Annotated in this window: 17 protein-coding genes; 6 read left to right on the top strand and 11 right to left on the bottom strand. The window is 66.4% G+C overall.

Going from position 1 to position 21,262, the window contains the following annotated elements; genetic code table 11:
* Positions 1-80: 80 nt before the first annotated feature.
* Complete coding sequence (locus ACFQO4_RS14615) at positions 81-1,280, bottom strand: M24 family metallopeptidase (RefSeq protein WP_500261609.1); 1,200 nt, start codon at positions 1,278-1,280, stop codon at positions 81-83.
* 221 nt (positions 1,281-1,501) lie between these two features.
* The gene (pdhA, locus tag ACFQO4_RS14620; RefSeq protein ID WP_500261610.1) at positions 1,502-2,575 is read right to left on the bottom strand and encodes a pyruvate dehydrogenase (acetyl-transferring) E1 component subunit alpha; all 1,074 of its coding nucleotides are present in this window, start codon (positions 2,573-2,575) and stop codon (positions 1,502-1,504) included.
* A gap of 222 nt (positions 2,576-2,797) precedes the next feature.
* Between pdhA and ACFQO4_RS14625 the strand changes: the two genes are divergently transcribed.
* From ACFQO4_RS14625 to ACFQO4_RS14635, 3 genes are all read left to right on the top strand, one after another.
* A complete protein-coding gene (locus tag ACFQO4_RS14625; RefSeq protein WP_500261611.1) occupies positions 2,798-4,108 on the top strand; it encodes a M28 family peptidase in 1,311 nt (436 codons plus the stop codon).
* A 73-nt stretch (positions 4,109-4,181) separates the two neighbouring features.
* On the top strand, positions 4,182-5,057 hold the full coding sequence (locus ACFQO4_RS14630; protein ID WP_500261612.1) for an NAD(+)/NADH kinase: 876 nt from the start codon (positions 4,182-4,184) through the stop codon (positions 5,055-5,057).
* Between the two features lie 136 nt (positions 5,058-5,193).
* Positions 5,194-5,652, top strand: coding sequence for a DUF7313 family protein (locus ACFQO4_RS14635; RefSeq protein WP_500261613.1), 459 nt, complete (start codon positions 5,194-5,196; stop codon positions 5,650-5,652).
* Between the two features lie 175 nt (positions 5,653-5,827).
* Here the strand turns inward: ACFQO4_RS14635 and ACFQO4_RS14640 are convergent, their stop codons facing one another.
* Entirely contained in the window at positions 5,828-6,604 is a 777-nt protein-coding gene (locus ACFQO4_RS14640; RefSeq protein ID WP_500261614.1) for a 4-phosphopantoate--beta-alanine ligase, read from the bottom strand.
* A gap of 146 nt (positions 6,605-6,750) precedes the next feature.
* Here ACFQO4_RS14640 and ACFQO4_RS14645 point away from each other — a divergent pair, with 146 nt between their 5' ends.
* On the top strand, positions 6,751-7,716 hold the full coding sequence (locus tag ACFQO4_RS14645) for an NADPH:quinone reductase (RefSeq protein ID WP_500261615.1): 966 nt from the start codon (positions 6,751-6,753) through the stop codon (positions 7,714-7,716).
* A 148-nt stretch (positions 7,717-7,864) separates the two neighbouring features.
* Here the strand turns inward: ACFQO4_RS14645 and ACFQO4_RS14650 are convergent, their stop codons facing one another.
* The gene (locus tag ACFQO4_RS14650) at positions 7,865-10,750 is read right to left on the bottom strand and encodes a DUF1508 domain-containing protein (RefSeq protein ID WP_500261616.1); all 2,886 of its coding nucleotides are present in this window, start codon (positions 10,748-10,750) and stop codon (positions 7,865-7,867) included.
* A gap of 404 nt (positions 10,751-11,154) precedes the next feature.
* On the bottom strand, positions 11,155-11,982 hold the full coding sequence (locus ACFQO4_RS14655; RefSeq protein WP_500261617.1) for a pantoate kinase: 828 nt from the start codon (positions 11,980-11,982) through the stop codon (positions 11,155-11,157).
* A 155-nt stretch (positions 11,983-12,137) separates the two neighbouring features.
* Between ACFQO4_RS14655 and ACFQO4_RS14660 the strand changes: the two genes are divergently transcribed.
* The gene (locus tag ACFQO4_RS14660) at positions 12,138-13,649 is read left to right on the top strand and encodes a hypothetical protein (protein WP_500261618.1); all 1,512 of its coding nucleotides are present in this window, start codon (positions 12,138-12,140) and stop codon (positions 13,647-13,649) included.
* 100 nt (positions 13,650-13,749) lie between these two features.
* On the opposite strand, the gene aspS is transcribed toward ACFQO4_RS14660, so the two are convergent.
* On the bottom strand, positions 13,750-15,054 hold the full coding sequence (gene aspS, locus ACFQO4_RS14665; protein ID WP_500261619.1) for an aspartate--tRNA(Asn) ligase: 1,305 nt from the start codon (positions 15,052-15,054) through the stop codon (positions 13,750-13,752).
* A 112-nt stretch (positions 15,055-15,166) separates the two neighbouring features.
* On the opposite strand from aspS, the gene ACFQO4_RS14670 reads away from it, so the two are divergent.
* Positions 15,167-15,649 (top strand): cupin domain-containing protein, encoded by a 483-nt coding sequence (locus ACFQO4_RS14670; RefSeq protein ID WP_500261620.1) that lies wholly within the window; start codon positions 15,167-15,169, stop codon positions 15,647-15,649.
* A gap of 52 nt (positions 15,650-15,701) precedes the next feature.
* On the opposite strand, the gene ACFQO4_RS14675 is transcribed toward ACFQO4_RS14670, so the two are convergent.
* From ACFQO4_RS14675 to ACFQO4_RS14695, 5 genes are all read right to left on the bottom strand, one after another.
* A complete protein-coding gene (locus ACFQO4_RS14675; RefSeq protein ID WP_500261621.1) occupies positions 15,702-17,048 on the bottom strand; it encodes a cytochrome P450 in 1,347 nt (448 codons plus the stop codon).
* A 95-nt stretch (positions 17,049-17,143) separates the two neighbouring features.
* Positions 17,144-17,845: a phosphoglycerol geranylgeranyltransferase gene (locus ACFQO4_RS14680; RefSeq protein ID WP_253437872.1), complete on the bottom strand. Its 702-nt coding sequence runs from the start codon at positions 17,843-17,845 to the stop codon at positions 17,144-17,146.
* A gap of 208 nt (positions 17,846-18,053) precedes the next feature.
* Positions 18,054-18,758: a DICT sensory domain-containing protein gene (locus tag ACFQO4_RS14685; RefSeq protein WP_500261622.1), complete on the bottom strand. Its 705-nt coding sequence runs from the start codon at positions 18,756-18,758 to the stop codon at positions 18,054-18,056.
* Positions 18,759-18,828: 70 nt separating this feature from the next.
* On the bottom strand, positions 18,829-19,308 hold the full coding sequence (locus ACFQO4_RS14690) for a DUF7344 domain-containing protein (protein ID WP_500261623.1): 480 nt from the start codon (positions 19,306-19,308) through the stop codon (positions 18,829-18,831).
* A gap of 280 nt (positions 19,309-19,588) precedes the next feature.
* Entirely contained in the window at positions 19,589-21,124 is a 1,536-nt protein-coding gene (locus tag ACFQO4_RS14695) for an aldehyde dehydrogenase family protein (RefSeq protein ID WP_500261624.1), read from the bottom strand.
* Positions 21,125-21,262: the final 138 nt, after the last annotated feature.

Here is a 21,262-nt window from a genome sequence, read left to right on the forward strand (position 1 = left end):
GCTCGAGTTGGTTCGGCACGCACCGACTTACTCGGCTGAGTCGGCGAGCACTACCTCACTCGAGTCGGTTCGGCCTGCGCTCACTCGCTCGATTCAGCGCGTACCGACGGCTCGAGGTCGATCGGATAGTCGGTGAGGTTCTCGTAGCCATCTTCAGTGACGACGACGAGGTCCTCGATTCGGACGCCGCCGACCGCGGGATCGTAGATTCCGGGTTCGACCGTGACGACGTGGCCCACCTCGAGTTCCTCGCCCGACGGCGAGAGACTCGGCGACTCGTGGATGTCGAGGCCGACGCCGTGGCCGGTGCTGTGAATGAACCCCGTCTCGGTGCCGGGATCGCTCCGGAAGGTGGCGTAGCCGGCGTCCTCGATGACGTCGCAGACGGCGTCGTGGACGGCCGCACCGGTGACGCCGGGTTCGATCGCTTCGAGCGCGGCCTCGAAGGCCTCGTGGGTGACCTCGTAGCGACGGCGCATCTCGTCGGTCGGGTCGCCCCGACAGAACGTCCTGGTCATGTCGCCGAAGTACTTCGTCTCCTTGTCGCGCGGGAAGATGTCGATCACGATCAACTCGTTCGCCTCGAGCGGGCCGCTCCCGCGGTCGTGGGGGTCGGCGCCGTGTTCGCCGCACGCGACGATGGTCTCGTCGAGCGAACAGCCATTTCGCAGGAGCGCGACCTCGATCTCCTCGGTGACGCGCTCGCTCGTCAGCGGTTCGCCCTCGTGGTGAAGGACGTCGTCCTCGACGTCAGCCCCGGCGATCAGGCTCTCGGCGACGGCCATCGCCGCCTGGTTCGCCCGCTGGGTCCGGTGGACGTGCTCGATCTCCTCGTCGTGTTTGACCGAGCGAATCTCGCCGACGATGCCGTCGGACTCGACGGTTACCTCGAGACCGCGCTCGCGGAGGCCGTCGGCCGTCCCGGTCGGGAAGCTTCGCGGGACGGCAACCGAGGCGATCTCCCGGTCGTCTAGGAACCGATCGAGGACGCGGAGGAACCCCTCGTAGCGGCCGTACTCGGCGATGAGTTCCTGGGAGTCGTACGTCGCGTACCGGGTGACTGTGTCGGCTCCCGACTCCTTGACAGCCCGGCCGTACTCGAGGCCCGAGACGAGCAGGTGGACCTCGCCGTCGGGGGTGACGAGCGTCTGATAGGCGTCGGGCGCCGAGAATCCGGAGACGTAGCGCTGGTCGGAGTCGGTTGCGTCGTCGTCGATGAGGTAGGCGTCGAGTTCCTCGGCAACGAGGAAGTCCGTGAGCGGTGACAGATCGATCTCCATGCCAGAGCGTGGGCGTGCCGCGCTAATAATTACCGGGAAAGCGGAACGGTGCGAAGACTCGAGTGCCGCTGACGATACCGCGGGATCGAATCGAGAGGCGCGTCGCGATTTTGGAAATATGCTCGATGATTAGCGATGGCGACGATTGGCGAAAGCGACGAACAGCGACAACGATGATTGGTGAACGGCGAACAGCGACCGGAAAACAGCCCGGAACCGACTCAGTGTCCGAGCGACGGGTCGTCGGGAAGCTGCCGACGCTGGCGGGCGTAGCGCGGATGTTCGCCTGCGTACACGTGATCGAACATCGTCTCGGCGTCGGGGTCGGACTCGGATTCGGCCGTCTCGACTGCCGACTGGACCCGCTCCTCGGCCCGCTCGCGAACGGCCTGCTCGTCCTCGTCGGTCCAGCCGACGGTCGACTCGAGGTACTCGCGGGTGCGCTCGAGGGGGTCGGTCCACTCGTCGGCTTCGTCCTCGTCGCGGTAGACGTCGGGGTCGTCGGTGGTCGTGTGGGGTCCGCGCCGGTAGGTGACGGCCTCGATGAGGGTCGCGCCGCCGCCGTTCCGGGCGCGCTCGAGGGCCTCGTTCACGACGTCGTAGACGGCCAGGACGTCGTTGCCGTCGACGCGGACGCCCTCGATGCCGTAGGCGTCGGCCTTCTGGGCGATGGTAGCACTCGCCGTCTGGCGCTCCCGTGGCACCGAGATTGCGTAGCCGTTGTTCTGGCAGAAGAAGACGGTCGGTGCCTCGAAGACGCCTGCGAAGTTGAGGGCTTCGTGGAAGTCGCCCTCGCTGGTGGCGCCGTCGCCCAGGCTGGCCATCGAGACGACGTTGTCGCCTTTGAGGTTCGAGGCCATGCCCATGCCGACGGCGTGTGGGAGCTGGGTCGCGATGGGAATCGTGATCGGGAACGTCCGGAGGTCCGCCTCGTCCTGGCGGTCGACGTAGTTTCCGCGCCCCATCAGGTGACGGACGACCTCCGAAAGCGGGAGCCCACGCGAGAGATACATCGCGTGATCGCGGTAGGTCGGAAAGAGGTAGTCCTCGTCGCGAAGCGCCATTGCGGCGCCGATCTGGGCGGCCTCCTGGCCCTGCATAGGGGCGTAGGTACCGATCCGCCCCTGTCGGTGGAGGCTGATCGCTTTTTCGTCGAACGTTCGGGCGAGTACCTGTGTCTCGTAGAGTTCGAGGAGCGTGTCCTCGGAGTGGGTGAGGGAGTACTGCGGGCCCTCGTCCTCGTCGGCTTCGAGTTCCGGCAACACACGAACGATTTCATCGACGTGACTGGCCATAGTAGATTCCAACGGTCTATCAGGGAAGATGCTGCACTAGCTAATAAATGATGGGCTTTACCCCGGTATGGTAAAGATAATTCATCACCTCTTAAAAGGCCACAACGATTCGTCGAGAATAGCCCGAAGATTCGGGCAATTTTTGACGATCCGTCGACCCCGTCTCGTTCCGGACGGCCGGATTCCCAACAGTTAGGCTACCGGGCCGACCTACTCCGGCACATGTCTACATGGATCGGCGACGTATTCACCAGTGATCGCGGCTGGAACCACCTCGAGGCCCTCGTCGACGTCGGCAACCGCATGGCCGGCTCGTCGGGCGAACGCGAGGCGGCGGAACTGACGCGCGACGCGCTCGAGGCTGCTGGCGCCCGAAATGCGAGACTCGAACCCTACGAGATTCAGGGCTGGGAACGCGGCTCGAGCGCGATTCGAGTGAACGACCTGGAACTCGAGTGCATCGCGCTCCCCCGTAGCCCCGCCGGATCGGCGACGGCACCCCTCGTCGACCTTGAGTACGGCCTCCCCGAGCAGTTCGAAGACGCCGATCTCGAGGGGGCGATCGTCATGGTTCGAAGCGACATTCCGGACTACTACGACCGGTACGTCCACCGCCGCGAGAAGTACTACCACGCGGTCGAGAACGGCGCCGCCGGTTTCGTCTACCGCAATCACGTCGAGGGGTGTCTCCCGCCCACGGGAAGCGTCGGCACACCCGAACGTCCCGTCGGCGAGGTTCCGGCTGTCGGCGTCTCGAGCGAGGTCGGCGCCAGGCTGGCCCGGCGGTTCGACGGCGAGGAGATCGAGGTCGCCGTCGAGGCGACGATCGAGGACGCCGAGAGCCAGAACGTCCACGCCGAACTCGGTCCCGAGACCGACGAGTGCGTGCTCGTCACGAGCCACGTCGACGCCCACGACATCGCGGAAGGTGCCCTGGACAACGGCGCCGGCACCGCGATGGTGGTCGAACTCGCACATGCCCTCGCTACCCGCGAGGACGACCTCGAGACGCGCGTCGAGTTCGTCGCGTACGGCGCCGAGGAGGTCGGCCTCGTCGGCTCAGCACACCACGCCGACACCGCGGACCACGACGAAATCAAGGCCATCGTCAACAACGACGGAGTCGTGCGCGGACGGACACTCTCGCTGACCACCCACGGCTTCGACGCCCTCGAGGAGGTCGCCGACGAGGTGTCCGACCGCTTTGGCCACCCCATCGAGACGATCCCCAAACTCGGCCCGCACAGCGATCACTGGCCGTTCGTCCGGTGGGGCGTCCCCGGAACCCACGTGATGAGCACGTCCGACGAGGTCGGTCGCGGCTGGGGCCACACCTTCGCCGATACGTTCGAAAAACTCGAGAAACGCGACCTCCTCGAGCAGGCCATCCTCCTCACCGAGTACGTCGTCACGCTCGCGAGCGACGACGTGACCACCGAGCCGAAGTCGACCGACGAGATCGTCGAGCGACTCGAGGCCGAGGACCTCGCCGAGGGGATGCGGATCACGGGCGACTGGCCCTACGACGAGTGACGGCGAGGACGGCGAGTGCGACGGCGCCGCTCGGAACCGCACGTTTTTGGTCGATCCCCGGCAACAGAGTCGTATGGACGAGGACGGGTTGACGCTGGGCGACGCGCCCCGGATCGGGATCGTCGCGGACGACGTGACGGGTGATTCGACTCGAGCGGCCGACTCCGGCACGCTCGCCGGTGGGGACGGAGCGACGGACGAGAACTCGGGGGCTGGCGAACGCGAGGAGGCGATCGAAGACGCACTCAGCGTACTCGGCGGCGATTTCGAGATTGTCACTGGAACGCCGAACGAGGTTCGCGACGCCGGCCCGGACCTCGTCGTCGCGGTCGGTGATCGCGCGCTGTCGTCGCTCGCCGGCCTCGAGAACGCCGTCGACGCGCCGATCCTCCCCGTGGCGACCAGCGCCGGGGTCGCTCCGGTCGCACTAACCGACCTCCGGGAGGCCGTCGACGCCCTCACTCGCGGCGAGGCGACCGTCACGCACCATCCGCTCGTCTCGGTCGTCGTCGACGATTCGGTCGTCTCGAGGGCCGTCTTCGACGTTTCGCTCGTCACCGACGAACCGGCCCAGATTTCGGAGTACAGCGTCCACAGCCGCGGGAGCACGCTCGCGGCGTTCCGCGCGGATGGCGTGGTCGCGGCGACGCCGGCCGGGAGCCACGCCTACACGGCCGCCGCCTCCGGCCCCTCGCTGTCGGCGGCCGTGGACGCCCTCTCGGTGGTCCCGATCGCCCCGTTCACCACCCGAACGCGCCACTGGGTGGTGCCCGACGACGACCTCACGCTCGCCGTCGAGCGCGACGAAGTCGCCGTCTCGCTCTGTGTCGACGATCGCTGTCTCGAGACGATCGGCGTCGGCTCGGCCGTCTCGATCCGGGTCGATCCCGAACGGAGCCTCGCCTGTCTCGAGACGCCGGCCAGTCGCGGGCCGTTCGCTGGCCCGTAGCCCTAGTCGGCATCGACCGATCGTGCCATACCTGCCGTAGCAACCTCACGAATACCGTTTTCGCCACTCGAGCGCTCTCGACCAGTCGCGCGCGACATTGGAAAAATTCTAATGCACGAACCACCGTGTTTCGAGTATGTTATCACCAGCGCTGCTCGGCCCGATCGACATCCTCGCCGAGGAGGTCGTCGGCGGCGTCATGCTCATCGAGTTCGTTCTGCTCGCGCTCGTCGTCGCGAACCTGTTCGTCCGCGCGGTCGCACACCGGCGAACCGTCTCCGCGGCCCGCGAGGACGACCCCGAAGCTATCGCACGCCCGCTCATCCTCGACATCTCGTCGTTCCTGATCGTCCTCGGCGGTTTCTACTACCTCACGGTCGACCTCCATCCGGGGGTCATCTTCACCTCGCTCGCCCTCACCCTACTCATCGCGGACTTCTTCGAATTCGAGGCGCGCCTGGTCGAAGCCCGCCAGGAACTGCCCCTCGAGCGGCCCAAGGCCGCGATGACCGCTTCGGCGGTCGCCCTCGCGTACATCGCCTACCAGTCGTTGTTCTTCCTGCTCGACCCGTTCTGGGACTCGGTCGCCTGGTAGGCCATAAGCCCGTCCCTGAATCGGCGGCTGCGTGCCGATTCTACCCTCGACCGTCATCGACGAGCGCCTGCCTCGCGGCTCCCCGCTCTCGGTAGTTCCGCTTCGAGTAGCTGTGGAAGCACTCGATGCAGCACGATCTCTGAAGACCGCTCAGAGACCGTTTCAGATAGCTCGCTCAGAAACCGTTCCGGATCCGCGCTTCGGCGGCCTCGAGCGCCGCTTCCGCGTCGAAGTCGGCGACGATGGCTTCGAGCGTCGCCTCGTCGGCGTCGGCCAACTCTCTCGCGTAGGCGGTGATATTCGGCACCGCCCGGACGATATTGTCGACGATCGGGACGTCCGCCACGCGCGGAGACCGCGAGAGCGGATTCAGGTCGATGACGATCTCCGTCTTCCCCATCGCGTCGAGCGCCTCGGCCCGGTCACCGTCCTCGAGCGGGACGAGGACGACGTCGGCCGCGTAGATCCCGTCGGCGTCGACCTTCGCGCGCTCGTGCTCGAGACCCGGAATGTGGGCGTCCGCCTCGATCCCCTTGACGTCCTCGGCGCCGTGGTCGCGAAGGTGGCCCGCGATGGCGTCGATGCGCTCGGGCGTCCGGTTGAAGAGGTTGACCTCGAGGTCGGCGCCGACGGCGTCGGCGAGCGCGACCATCTCGGCGGGGACGAGCGCAGCGACGTTGCCGTTGATCGAGAGGACCGGCCGGTCGGCGAGCAGGAGATGGGCCGCGGCCGCTCGTTCGGCGTCGTCGGCGCTCGGGATGGTCTCTTCGCCCAGGAGGTAGTCGAACGCGCTTCCGCGGCCCTCGGCGTGCATACCCTGGAGGTGGGTGATGCCCTTCTCGACGCCGCGTTCGATTCGGTGCCGGGTCACCAGGTCGGTGTACCGGGGGTGGTCTGCGGGGATCTCCGACTCGTCTTCGACCTCCGCCGGGACGGTCTCGTGGTCGCTCACACCGATCACCTCGAGTGGGTCGGACAAAAACGACGCGATTGCGGGCAACGTGTGGGACTGAGACGGTCCCTGACGCCAGCCCAGGCCTGCACGGTCGGGCTAAACGGAAGCCACCATTTATGCCGCCCTGCGCCGTCTCGAGGCACATGCGCGCCGTACGACTCGACACCCACGGTGGACCGGACGTCCTCGAAGTAGTCGACGCCGACCGCCCCGACCCGGGGAGCGACGAACTCCTCCTCGAGGTCGCCGCGGCGGGCGTCAACCCCGTCGACACCTACTTCCGGGACGGGTCCTACGAGCCAGTCTCCCTGCCGTTTACGCCCGGCGTGGACGTCTCGGGAACCGTCGTCGAGACCGGCGACTCCGTCGAGGGGTTCGAACCGGGCGACCGGGTCTTCGGGACCGGGATCGGCAACGCGACGGCCCAGGGGAGCTACGCCGAGTACGCCACGATTCCGACCGATCGCGTCGTCCACTTGCCCGACGGCGTCGACGCCACGCAGGCGGGCGCGGCCGGCGTCGCCACCGTAACCGCCTGGCGGGCACTGATCGACCACGCCGCCCTCGACCCCGCCGAGTACTGCCTCGTCCACGGCGGCTCCGGCGGCGTCGGCCACGCTGCCGTCCAGATCGCTGCCGCAGTGAGCGCCCGCGTCCTCACGACCGCGAGCCCCGACTACCACGACGCGCTGGCCGACCTCGGCGCGGAGACGGTCCTCGATTACGGCCGAGCAGACCTCGCCGACGCCGTCCTCGAGGCCAGCGACGGCGGCGTCGACGCGATTCTCGACCACCGCCTCGACGATTACCTCCAGTTCGACGCCGACGTGGCGGCGACCGGCGCGCGAGTCGTCGGAATCGGCGAGAACAGCCCCGATCCCGGCTTCACGAACGACGGTGCCGCCCGGTCGAAGGACGTCAACTACCAGTTCATGAGCATGTTCAATACGCCCGACCTCCGCGTGCCACTTCGTGGGGTCGCACACCTCCTCGAGACGGACAACCTGTCGATCGAGATCGCCGAGACGTACGGGCTCGAGGAGGCCGGCGAGGCACAGCGTGCCGTGATGGAAGACAGCGTGTTCGGGAAACTCGTGATCGAACCGTAAGCTCTCGCCCGTTCCCGATCTCGGCCTCGTTCTCGAGATTCGTTTTCGTTCTTGCTTTCGGCCTCGAGAGACTCATCCCCCTCGAGCGAACCGAACGCTCCGAACGGAGAATTCGCAGTAAAACGAAATCCGCCTCAGGGACCGGCGATCACTCGGTGAACGTGATCCAGCCTTCGGGTGCGTGCGATTTCACCGCCATCATCGCCTCCCGAGCGTCCGTGCGGTGCTCGTAGCTCTGGGTGCTCTCGGCCAACACGTCGCCGTAGGTGTCGATCAGCCGCCAGACCCAGCCGTCCTCTGCGCGGTGGAGTTCGAAGGAGACACTATCGATCTCGAGGATGCTCGCGTTCGCGATCAGCCCGCGAACGTCCTCGAGGGCCGCCTGAGCGGACTCGCTCGAGGCGTGGCCCTCCGACCCGACCGCGACGGTGCGTCCGTTCTCGTCGATCAGCCGCCAGCGCCACCGTCCGTCCTCGTCGGCGAACAGTTCGAACGAAGCGACGTCGAAGTCGACGCGACCGGCGATGGGTGCCCGTCGCCTGACCTCGTCGACGACGGACATCGCGTTCGCCTTCGTGCGCTCGGTCTCGACGGCGCTCGCGAGTATCTCCCGGTCGGAATCGATGAGCTCCCAGGCCCAGCCGCCGTCGTCGGTCAGCCGGATGGCCGCCGTGTCGATGGTGAAGATCGGCGCGTCGGCCGCGCGCGCTTTCAGACCCTTGACGACGGACATCACGCGACCGCGCGAGTCGTACGTTCGGGTGGTGTCGGTGACGACCGTCCGCTCCCGGTCGAGGAGCCGCCAGCGCCACTCGCCGCTCCCGCTGCCGTACAGCTGGACGGAGACGTCGCCGACGGTCGTGGGCTGGCCGTTCGCTGCCGTCTCGCGGACGTCGTCGATGGCCCGCTCGAGTTCGTCGCGAGTCGAGGTCTCTTCGGCGGACACAGCGACGGTTTCGCCCGACGGGAGCACGAATCGCCACTGCCAGTCCTGGTCGGCGTAGGTCTGGAAGATGGCGTCGTCCATAGTCCGGACGCTCGAATCGAGGTGGGTGAGCAGGCGCTCCATGGCTTCTTTGGCCGCCGCCCGCGTCGGGTGGCTGGCCGGGTCCTCCGCGACCATCTTGCCGGCCTCGTCGATCAGCCGCCATCCCCACTCGCCGTCCTCGGTGAAGATCTCGAACGCAGCGGTGTCGATCTCGAGGAGTTCGGCCTCGGGCGCCTGCTCTTTGAGCGTCATCATGGCCTCGGCGGCGTCCCCGCGGGAGGTGTGTTCCTCGCCGGAGTCGGCGAGCACGTTGCCGTCCTCGTCGATCAGCCGCCAGCGCCACTCGCCGGAGTCGGCCTCGTAGACCTGGAACGCCGCGTTCTCGAACTCGATAAGGTCGGCCTCGCTGGCCTGTTGACGGACGCGCTCGATGGCGTCCTCGGCGGCGTCCTCACCGACGTGGGCCTCGGTGCTGGCCGCGATGACCTCCCGGTCCTCCGTGACGAGGCGCCAGTGCCAGTCCTGGGTCACCGACGGTTCGTCGGTGCCGGTCGATTCGTCAGACTCGGCGTCGTCAGCGTCCACGGGTTGGAGTTCGCCGCCGTCCACGGCGGCCATTCGCTGGGTCGGATAGACCTCGTACTCGGCGTCGTCGATCTCCACGACGGACGCGGCCGTCGTGTGGTCGGCGAACGCGGTGGTCTCCTCGGTGGTCGCCGCTTCGCTCCCGTGGGCCGACGGGCTGTGTGCGACGACGTGTTCGTTCTCGTCGACCAGTCGCCAGTTCCAGCCGTCTTCGGCCTCGGATTCGTAGCATTCGTAGGTCGGCTCGCCCGCGACGGTCACCGACGCCGACTCGAGTACCGAGAGGAGCGCCTCGACGGCGTCTTCCGCGGCGCGCCTGGTCTCGAAGTCGGTCGTCGCCCGGGCCAGTTCCTCGTCGGCCTCGTCGACGAACCGCCAGGTCCAGCCGTCGGCCTCCTCGAGGAGTTCGACGCCGACGTGGTCGACGTCGAGGAGTCGCGCCCGGTCGAACCGCTCGGCGAACGTCTGGGCTGCCGCTTCGGCACGGTCCATCGACGCGTGGCCCTCCTCGCTCTCGGCCAGCGGACGCCGGTCGTCGTCGAGCAGCTGCCAGTACCACTGGTCGCGCCGTTCGGTGTAGGTGAAAGCTGCCCCCTCGATCTCGATCACGTCCGCGCCAGGGCCGCGGTCTTTGAGGAAGCTCACCGACTGTTCGGCGTCGTCGCGTCGGTCGAACTCGCTCGCGCAGGTCCCCACGACGCTCCCGTCGTCTCGAGCCAGCGTCCACTGCCAGGTCCCCTCGCGGTCCTCGTGGAGACGAAACGCCGAGGTCGTCAACTCCATCAGGCCTGCCGAGCCAATCTGGGACTTGACGTTCTCGATGCCCGACTCCGTCTCCGGGCGGGTGACCGCACTGGATACGCTCTCGGCGAGCGCCTCGAGGTGGAGCACGTGCCACTTCCAGTCGCCCTCCTCGTCGCGGAAGACGGCGAACTGAGCTCCCTCGAGGGAGTCGCCGGTCATGATCGGGGGCTCTTCCGTCGCACCTTCCTCCGTGACGAACATCCCCTTGCGCCCCGTGACGATGGGGACGAGCGCGGTTACGCCGGCGATGATTGCGATGCCGGTCGCGTAGAGTCCGACGACTTCGACGGTCAGTTCGCGGCCGTGTGAGTACCAGTGGTCGGGATAGACGGCACCGAAGGATGCGGCGCCCGCCAGTGCGATGAAGAGGCCGACGACGCTCGCCTGAATCCCCCGTCTCCGGACGGGTAACAGGAGTACGATGCCGAAGAGACAGAGCGCGAGGCCGATGGCGGCCAGGACGCCGGAGACGCGGAACTCGAACTGAGCGACCTGCCCCGTGTAGCCGACCACGAAGACGATGACGCCGACCGCGCCGAGGAGATAGCCGGCAATGAACACCCAGAATCCGTACACGTCCTTCGGTGAATCGGGCTCGCCGACGTAGTGTTCGTACAGCCGAAACAAATTTTGGTGAAAGTCACTGAGAGACGACATTCTGGAACTCGAGTGCATCACCACACTCAACCATAATAAACTTCTGGCTACCATTAATTGAGATTACATATTCAAAAATCGATGGACGACACGGCCTTGAGCGATTCGGAACTGGTCGGTTCCTTATTCGATGGGGGCCGTCACGGCGACCGGAGACGCCATAGACGCCGCGGTCGGAACCGCTCCGTCGAGCGACGCGGCCACACGGACAGCACGGCTCGACCGGGCGAGTCACGTCGATTGCGGCCTCGAGTATCGGAGACAATACCGGGAAACTGATAGCTTCAGCCGTTACTTAAGTTGGTGTCGTTTCTCTCCACCAATTCCGGATTGGATTACCTTGATCCAGTCGGCCACGGACGCTTCGCTGGACGGCGATACGAAAGAACGAGGAATCGAATTCGTCACTTCAGCACGGCACCGGCCGAGTGGGTCCCACACACCGTTGGCTCGTACCCTGCATCGGAGAGGCCGGTCCCCAGCGCGAACACCGTGTTGCCGAGCATCGCCATCGACGCCTGACCCTCGACGGCCGCGACGTCGTCGAGGACCTCGCGCACCTCGTCGGTGAGCAGTCCCGCCTCGCGAGCGAATCGACGGGACGCGTAGATGAACGACGTGAGCGTCGGTTCGTCGACGACCAGCGAGAGCGCCTCCTGCCCGGCCGCCGACAGCACGTCCGTGTCACCCGTGATGACGTCCGCCGTCGACAGTCCACCGAACGAGAGGTATTCCACGCGTGCCCGTGCGGGTATCGCATCGAGAACGTTGTGAGCGGGCGCGCCGGGCTCGAGCCGAATCGGAATCCCCCCGTGGGCCTGGGCGACGACGTCGCCGAGTCCGGTCCCGGCCTGGACCTCCGCGCCGTGGGCGATCGTCACCAGTTCGTTGTACGAGAGGCGTCGATCGAAGACGTGGTTGGCCGCCAGCGCCGCACCCAGCGCCGTCGCTCCAGAGATGCCGAACCCGGATCCGAGCGGGAGTGAGGACTCGACGTCGACGCGAGCCGGCGCCTCGAGCGTCTCGAGCACCGTGTAGACGGGGTCGACGTCGACGCGTTCGCCCTCGAGAAAGATGGTCGGGTCGTCGGCTCGTGTCACCGTCACGTCGACCCCGTCGGTCAGCGTCAGCCCCGCGCCTCGAGAGCCGGCTTTCGTCGGATCGTCGTCCGGGTGGGCGCTGAAAAATCCGGTGATGTGGCCGGGAACGAACGCCGTCGCCTCCTCGCGCATACGGTCGTCATTTCGGCCCGGCGGATATAACGTTGAAGATTCTGCCCAACGGGAGCCGTTCCGGCAAACACATGGGCGTGGCTTTTCCGTCCCGAGCGACCAGTATCAGGTCGAGGACTGGGTAGGTCGCCGTTCCCCGGGTGACGAGAGTCGCCGTGACCGGGTTCCCAGCCGAGCGACCCGTCCGGGCGCCTATCACGATGGCCACGAACACGAAGACCGACAGTTTCGGCGCGTTCTTCAGGCGGTACACGAAGACCTGGGTCCACGCCGTCGCGACGGCCGGATTGACCGCGTTCGGTACGCTGACGATTTTCTACCGCGGGTTCGCCGTCCTGGCGCTCGCCAGTTACGTCGTTCCGCCGGTCGCCCTCTACGTCGCTCGACGACGCCGGTCCGAGGCCGTAATCGCGGCAGACGACGAGGTGTCCCGATCCGGGTCGAAACCTGACCTGCGTGCCGACCGATCCGAACCAGTCTCGAGCGGCGAGAGAACGCGGTCCACACGGTCGGTTGAAACGAACGCGGCGACGAGCACGTCTACCGGCGCCGAACCGACGCCATCGACGCGAGGCGAGATGCTCGACCCCGGGCGGGGCACCGATGCCGCCGGCGGGTCAGACGTGACCTCCAATGACGGCGATAGTACGGACGCCGATTCAGACACCGATACGGACACAGACACCGGTACAGACACCGATACGGACAGTGACGAGGATACGGACAGCGATGGTACCTCGAGCCGTCCTGGAGAACCCCACTGGACCGCCGTCGACAGCCCGACTGATTCCACCCTCAACGACGTCGCCGTCGGCAGGGGCGCTGTCGCCGTTGGAACCGGCGGTACGGTCATCGTGACCACCGACGACACGTGGGAAGAAGTTCTCGAGCACGGCCCCGCCGGCCAGGACCAGGACCTCCACGGCGTCGACGTGACGGACGACGGCGGCGTGGCCTGGATCGCCGGCGACGGCGGCGCAGTCGCCCGTCTCGAGGTCACGACCGGGCGCCACACGGACTTCTCCGCCCCGGACGACCGGACCGACAACCTGGCTGGCCTGGCCGCCGCGGGCCCGACCGGCGACGAGACCGTCCTCCTGATCACCGGGTCGGGGGCGGTCGTCAGGGGCCGATACCGGGACGGCGACCTCGCGTGGGCCGAACCCGTCACGCCCGGCAGCGGCTCGAGCCTGTCCGGTGTGACCTTGCGCGACCCGGAGACCGGATACTGCTGTGACACCAACGACGGCGTGTTTCGGACCGCCGACGGCGGCCGAACGTTCGACACGATTGGAATCGACGGGCCAGAGGGAACGCTGACCGGCGTCGTGGCGGGCGGGGGTGAGGGTGAGGGCGAAGGCGAAGGCAAAGGCGAGGAAACGGCGTGCCACGCGAGCACCGACGCCGGCTTCGTCTACCGATACGACGAGTCTCCGTCCACGTGGACGCCCGACCGCGTCGGCGACGACGCGATCACCGCCCTCGCTCGAGCAGGGAGCCACCTCGTGGCGATCGACGACCAGGGTGGCGTCCACGATCGACCTGACCCCACGGCCGACTGGGAACACGCCGTGACCGGCGCGAGCGACCCCCTATACGGCGTCGCGATCGGTCCCAATCGTGCAGTTGCCGTCGGAGAAGGTGGGACTGTGCTCGAGCGACGGTAGCCGTTTTCGGTTCCGTTTCCCGCTCGAGACGTCAAAAGTAGGCTTCAACGGCCGGTCGTAGGCCGCGGTTTTTGTCATCGCTCGTCTGGACGATGGTCGATTACGGCGACAGACGCTGCCGATCTCGCGGGAACAGCACAGCCTCCCGAATGTTCTCGAGCCCCAGCATCGTCATGACCAGGCGCTCGCCGCCGAGGCCGAACCCGGCGTGGGGCGGCATGCCGTACTTGAACATCTTCGTGTAGTACTCGAACTGGTCGGGATCGAGGCCCTGCTGCTCGAACCCGGCGACGAGCTCGTCGTAGCGGTGTTCGCGCTGGCCACCCGATACTAGCTCCATGTCGGGGTGCATCAGGTCGAACCCGGTCGAGAGCTGTTCGTCGTCCTCGTGGTCCATGATGTAGAACGGCTTGATCTCGCTGGGCCAGTCGGTGATGAAGTAGTGACCGCCGACGTCCGCACCCAGGGCCTTCTCGCCCTCAGTCGGGAGGTCGTCGCCCCAGACGAGTTGCTCGTCGAGTTCGCCCGTCGCGTTGATCCGCTCGATGGCCTCCTCGTAGGTGAGTCGCGGGAAGTCGCCCTCCGGCAGGTCGAACTCCTCGGCGAGCCCCAGCGTCTCGAGCTGGTCGGCGCAGTTCGCCGAGACGGCCTCGTAGGCCGCCTTGACCACGCCCTCGACGACGTCCATCGCGTCGGTGTGGTCGCAGAACGCCCCCTCGAAGTCGATCGAGGTCGCCTCGTTGAGGTGTCGGGGCGTGTTGTGCTCTTCGGCCCGGAAGATCGGCCCGATTTCGAAGACCCGCTCGAGGTTGGAGCCGGCCATCAGCTGCTTGAACAGCTGCGGGCTCTGGTTCATGAACGCCTCCTCGCCGAAGTAGGTGATCGGGAAGAGTTCGGTGCCGCCCTCGGTCCCGGTGGCGACGATCTTCGGCGTCGTGATCTCCGTACAGCCGACCTCGCGGAAGTGCTCGCGGGCCGCGCGGAGGATCTCGGCGCGGATCTCGAAGATCGCCTGCACGTCGTCCTTGCGGAGGTCGAGCGTCCGGTTGTCGAGTCGCGTCGAGAGCTCCGCGTCGACCTTCTCAGAGGGGTCGAGCGGGAGCTGCGGGTCGGCGGGGGCGACGACCTCGAGGTCCTCGGGGGTGATTTCGACGCCCGTTGGCGCGCGCGGTTCCTCGGCGACCTCGCCGGTGACGCTGATGACGCTCTCGCGGGCGACGTCGAGACCGGTCTCGACGAGGTCCTCGTCCATCTCGTCTTTCTCGAACTTGACCTGGATCTTGCCCGAGGTGTCCCGGAGGATCAGGAAGGCGATTCCACCGAGGTCGCGCACCTCGTGGACCCAGCCGGCGACCGTCACGTGGTCGCCTGGCTCGGCGTCTGCCGTGTAGGTTCGGTCCTGCATACCCACCGATTCTCGTAGCCGGGACTTAAGCGCAATCTTTCGCGCTCGAGTCGGAAACGAGACTCTGCCCGTTCTCATTTTTGACACTCCCACACGTACCGGAAGACACTGCATGCAACCGATCAACGAAGCCGACCTCGAGTGGGCCGAGTACGACCGCGGCGACGCGCATTTCCGGCGGAAACAGCTCTCGGAAGCCGTCGACGCCACCGACCTCGGCTGTAGCCTCTACGAACTCCCGGCGGGCGAGCGCTCGTGGCCGTACCACTACCACACCGGCAACGAGGAGGCGCTGTTCGTCCTGGACGGCGAGGGGACGCTCCGGTGTGAAGACGGGCCTGTCCCGCTCGAGTCCGGCGACTTCGCGGCGTTTCCGGCGAGCGAGACGGGCGGTCACCGAATCGTCAACGACGGCGACGAACCGCTCCGATACCTGCTCTTCTCGACGATGAACGAGCCGGACGTGACGGTCTACCCCGAGATGGGGAAAATCGGCGTCTACGCCGGTTCGCCGCCCGGCGGACGCGACGAACGGTCGGTTCACGGGTACTACCGACTCGAGGACGAGGTAGAGTACTGGGACGGAGAAGAGTAACGCGACGGGACGACCTCGCTCGAGAGGCAGACGACGGCGCTCAAGGGGTAGGCTACCGCTCCCGAACCGTCATCGGAATCTCGCTCCTGGGCCGCGCCGTGATCGTCGCCATCAGGTCCAGTTCGGTGCCGGGAACCAGCTCGAGATGGTGGCGCTGATAGATCGTCGCTAATAGGAGCCGCGCCTCGAGCATCGCGAACCGGTCGCCGATACAGCGTCGCGGTCCCGCCGCGAACGGGAAGTAGGCCAGTTTCGGTAGCTCCGATTCCATTTCGTCGGTCCAGCGCTCGGGCCGAAACGCCAGCGGATCGTCGTACCACCGTGGGTCCCGGTGGACGACCCACTGGTGCATCTGGACGGTCGCCCCGGGCGGAATCTCGTACCCGCCGATCAGGTCCGGCTTGACCGCCTCGCGGACGATGCTCGGAACCGGCGGGTACAGTCGCATCGACTCCTTCACGACGCGCTCGGTGTAGGTCAGGTCCTCGAGGTCGGCCATCGTCGGCAGCTCGCCCTCGAGGACGGTCTCGAGTTCCTCGACCAGTCGCCCCTCCACGGCGGGATGGGTCGAGAGCAAGTACGCCGTGAAGGTCAGCGAGAGCGCGGTTGTCTCGTGGCCCGCGAGCAGGAGGGTCGTTACCTCGTCGCGGATCTGCTCGTCCGAAAGGTGGTCGCCGCCCTCAGTCTCGACCTCGAGCAGTTTCGAGATGACGTCGTTGTCGGTCGGATTCGCCCGCCGTTCGTCGATGAGGTCGTAGATCAGCGAATCGAGGCGCTCGCGTGCGCGCTCGATCCGCCGCCTCGAGGGCGTCGGGATTCCCGGCGGCAGGATGTAGTGTGAGAGGGTCTCGGAAGCCAGCATGAAGTCGTCGAGCGCCGAGGAGACGACGCCGAGGCGCTCGTCGATGCCGACGCCGAAGAGCGCCCGAGCGACGACCCTGAGCGTGAGCGTCGACATCTCCTCGTGGAACTGGAGCGTCTCACCGTCGGTCCAGGATTCGGTCGTCTCGAGACTGATGTCGGTCATCATCGTCGCGTACTCCCGGATCCGATTCGGGTGAAACGCGGGCTGGAGGAGGTGGCGGTTGCGTCGCCAGACCGCGCCTTCGCTGTTGAGGATGCCGTTGCCGGTGATCGGTCGGAGGGTGTTCTGGAACAGGCTTCCCTTGACGTAGTGCTGGTTGTTCGCGACCAGGACGTGCTCGATGTAATCGGGGTGGTTGAGCTGGTAGACGGGGCCGATGGGATCGTTCCAGGAGACGATGTCGCCGTACTCGCGGGCCGTCTCGGTCATGAACTCGTAGGGTCGACGGAGAAAGGAGAGCTGCGTTCCGACGTAGGGGAGGCCGTCAGGGCCGGGTGGTCGTCTGCGGTCGGTCGAGTGCGTCGATGGACCCATAGAGGAATTTAGCACGCTGGCGGGTTACCTTTTGTCGTCCAGGCGTCACGTGAGGCCGAGAGGGACGTGGGTCGAGGGCGATCGCCGTACACCGATCAGGCGTCGTTCGCCGCTTTTACCGTCTCGCGAACCGCGTCGACCCCCTCGTCGTGCGCGAGGTTGCCGACGACGATCACGTCGGCGTGGGTGGCCATTCGGTGGGCCGAGTCGTAATCGTGGATGCCGCCGCCGTAGAACAGCGCCGACTCCTCGAGGCTCTCCGCGGCCGCCTCGACGACTGACTCCTCGCCGTAGGTACCCGAGTACTCGACGTAGACGATCTCCTGGCCGAACATCTGCTCGGCGATGGTGGCGTAGGCGGCCACGTCGTCCTCTGCGAGGTCGCAGTCGGCCTCCGTCAACGTCGCCACGTCCGCCTCGGGGTTCATGACGATGTAGGCCTCCATGTACGTTCGATCCCACTCGAGGTCGCCCTCCAGGCGGACCCACTCCTTGTGGGCACCGGTGATCCAGAACGGCGACCCGGCGTTGAAGACGGTCGGGATGAGGTACCCCTCGAGGCCGTCGTTCTCGACGACGACGCTGGGATTCGAGGGCTCTTGGTACAGGGGCACGTCGTGTTCGGCGCAGGCCTCGATGACGGCCGTCATGTTCTCTTCTGTCATCCCCATCGTCCCGCCGACCTCGATGGCGTCGGTGCCGGTCGCACAGAGGTCGCCGTAGGTCACGCCCTCGGGTAGGTCCTTGTCGGGGTCGAGTTTGAGGATGTGGTTCCAGTCCGCCCAGGGTGCAGTCATACCGACCCGTTTCTCGGTCTGGAGCAAAAGTTCTGCGAATCGGTGCCTCTCCGTCGGCTTCGGGCACCATATCCGCGAATTGTCGGCGGTCCCCAGTCGTAGCCGTTGACCGATCAGATGACTCTGTAGAGACGGCGTCCATTACTATAGGGAATATAGTTAGTCACTCATCGACGATGACTGGACCTCACGCCACCGATACGAACGACTACTCGACGGTCTCGAGCGCCTCCAAAATCTCCCCAACCAGGTCGGGATCGTACGTCCAGAACCCGAGAAACCCCGACTCGCGTTCGCGAGCCACGAGTGCACACGCCTGCATCGGGTCCCCGCCGCCATCGAACGCCAGACACCAGAATGGCGCGAGGCCGCCTTCTTCGTCCCGGTGGTAGCGCACGTTCTCGAGCGGCGGTGGCTCCCAGTCCGGGCGACCGTAGACGGACACCTCGAGGTCGGTTTCCTCGCCGAGGCGTCGGTACAGCGGCACCTGCTGTTCGAAGACCGACAGCCGCTGGAAGCCGACGCGCAGCGTCCCCCGGCCGATCCGGAAGGCCCGGTCCTCGATTTCGCGGCTGGTAGTCAGCAGCTGTCGGTGATCGAGGGCGGTAAACAGCGTCTCCTCGAGCACCTCGAGGAGTGCGCGATACCCCTCGGACAGGCCCGTCCGATCCGTCGGTCGGACTACCGGTGGTTCGAGCAGTTGCTCCAGTGTCTCGAGTCCGATTGCGCCGACGAACGTCTCTCCGTCATAGATAGTGACGAACGGCGACGGTCCGTGAGGCGGCAGTTTGCGGTGGACGACCGTCACGTTTCGCGCGGCGAGCCGATCCGAGAGGTCCGTCGCGTCCGCGTCGCTGTAGACGGTGAGCCACTTGCGTCGGCGTTCGACCGCATCGAGGTACGTATCGAGCATAGGCCGTCGATGGTGCTGGTCGCGAGTTCCGAAACCGGCCGCTCGAGGGGCGACGGTGGCATTCCGACGGCTACGCGGTCTCGGCTTCGATCGCGCGACGGACGAGCGCCTTTGCCGGCTCCGGAACGGTCGCGAGCGAGACCTCCCCGCTCTCGGAATCGTACGCTACCAGCCCGGCCTCCGAGAGCAGGGGGAGATGTCTGTGGACCAGCGAGAGCTCGTGCTGGTGGCGTCGGTCGGGAGCGACCATCGTTTCGGTCGTCGTCTCCCACCCGGCGAGGACGTCCGCCAGTTCGTCGACTGAACACTCGTCTCGCTCGAGCAGGTAGTAGAGCACGCGACGACGGGGGCGTTCGGAGAGCGCCCGATAGAACGAATCGCTGGCCAGTAGCGGTGCCGTTTCGACTCGGTCCGGATCGTCTATCGCGGGTTCGTCTTCGGGCATGGATTCACCGGCGTCGAGTGCGAGCGTGGATCGGTGCACGACCGCGCTTCGATGGGTCGCGCCGCGTGCCGTGATCGTCCGGTACTGTACGAGACCTGTGAACACGTATGCTACTGTCCGACACTCAATAAGCGATTTCCCCAATACGAGTGACGTTCTCGATCGCCCACGTGAGAGCAGCGCTGAACTGGTCGGGATCCGAGATCGGTCCTCGAGAAGCGGCTTCGACGGCTCTCACGCGTCGTGGCAGCGGGAGAACCGAGGAGTAGTCGTACCGATTCGCCCGTCTGGAGCGGACGAGTCGCTCGTCTGCTCCCGAGCGACGACTGCCGAGAAATCGGTACCCGAATCCGGTTTCATCGGGCAGTTCGGGCTTAGAACTGCACTAGTCGTCGTGAGTCGTGATGTCCGCCGAGAGCCCCTGGGCCATCTGGATCTTCTTCGAGTTGTTCAGCGTCCAGGCGGTGCGCTCGGTGACGGCCTCGATGGCCTCGCGGGCGGAGGGGTAGCCGTTCCCGGATTTCTTCACGCCGCCGAACGGCAACTGGACCTCCGCGCCGATACACGGCAGGTTGGCGTAGGCCAACCCGATTTCGGCGCGGTCGCGGAAGTAGTTGATCTGGCGGTAGTCTTCGGAGATGATCGCGCCCGCGAGTCCGTAGGGCGTGTCGTTGTGGATCTCGACGGCCTCCTCGATGTCACCCGAGTACTTCAGCAGAGCGACGTGGGGACCGAAACACTCCTCTTTCAGACAGCGCAGGTCGGTGTCGTACTCGATCTCGTAGACGAACGGGCCGACCCAGTGGCCGTCTTCGTGACCGTCGGGGATCTCGCTCGCCTCGAGGTCGGCGCGGTCGACCAGCACCTCGGCGCCCTCCTTCTCCGCCAACTCGTTGTGTTTGTGGATCTTCTCGACGTGCTCCGGCTCGATCGCCGGGCCCATGAACGTGTTCTCGTCGAGCGGGTCGCCGACGGCGACGCTCTCTGCGAGTTCGACGTAGCGCTCCTTGAACTCGTCGTAGACGTCCTCGTGAACGATCAGGCGCTCGCTCGAGACGCAGCGCTGGCCGGTAGTCTTGAAGCTCGACATGACCGCCGAGTGGACGGCGATGTCGAGGTCGGCGTTCTCCGTGATGACGATGCCGTTCTTCCCGCCCATCTCGCAGGCCGCGAGTTTGCCGGGTTCGCCGCCGACCTTGCCGGCGATCTCGTGGCCGACCTCGGCCGATCCCGTGAAGAGGACAGTGTCGACCCGGGAGTCGTCGACGATCGAGGCCCCGGCGTCGCCGAAGCCCTGCACCATGTTGAAGACGCCCTCGGGGACGCCGGCGTCTTCCATCATCTCGGCGATGATCTGGCCGCACCACGGCGTCTGCTCGGCAGGCTTCCAGACGACGGTGTTGCCCTCGACCAGCGCGATGGCCATGTGCCAGAACGGGATGGCGACCGGGAAGTTCCACGGCGTGATACAGCCGATGACGCCCCGCGGTTTGCGGCGCATGTAGGCGTCCTTCGCGCCGACCTCGCTCGGGACGACGTCCCCGTGTGGGTGACGAGCGTTGCCCGCGGCCCACTCGACCATGTGGTAGGCCTCGACGACGTCCGCACGGCCCTCGGAGATTTCTTTGCCACACTCTTTCGTGACGATCTCGGCGAGTTCGTCGGTTCGGTCGCGCAGCTCGTGGTAGATGTCCCAGAGGTACTCCGCGCGGTCGATGTAGGAGAGTTCCCGCCACTCGTCGAACGCCTCGTCGGCGGCCTCGAGCGCGGCGTCGACGTCGGCCTCGGTTCCACGGTGGAATTCGGCGAGCGTCTCGCCCGTCGCCGGGTTCTCGCTCCCGAAGGTGTCGTCGCCGGTCCCGTCGGTCCACTCGCCACCCACGTAGTGGCCGTACGTCTGCGAAGGGTCGTCTTGACTCATGCTCGGCAATATTTTCGCCGAGCGGTATGAAAAAGCCTGCTACTCGAGGCGAGCGATGGGGGTGTACGTCGGGCCGACGAGAGTGGGTGGGTGAATGGGTGGTACCTGGCGGTTGCTCGCCGACGGCTCTCGAGCAGC

It is taken from the genome of Saliphagus sp. GCM10025334, from assembly GCF_042663485.1.
Lineage (GTDB): Archaea > Halobacteriota > Halobacteria > Halobacteriales > Natrialbaceae > Natronosalvus.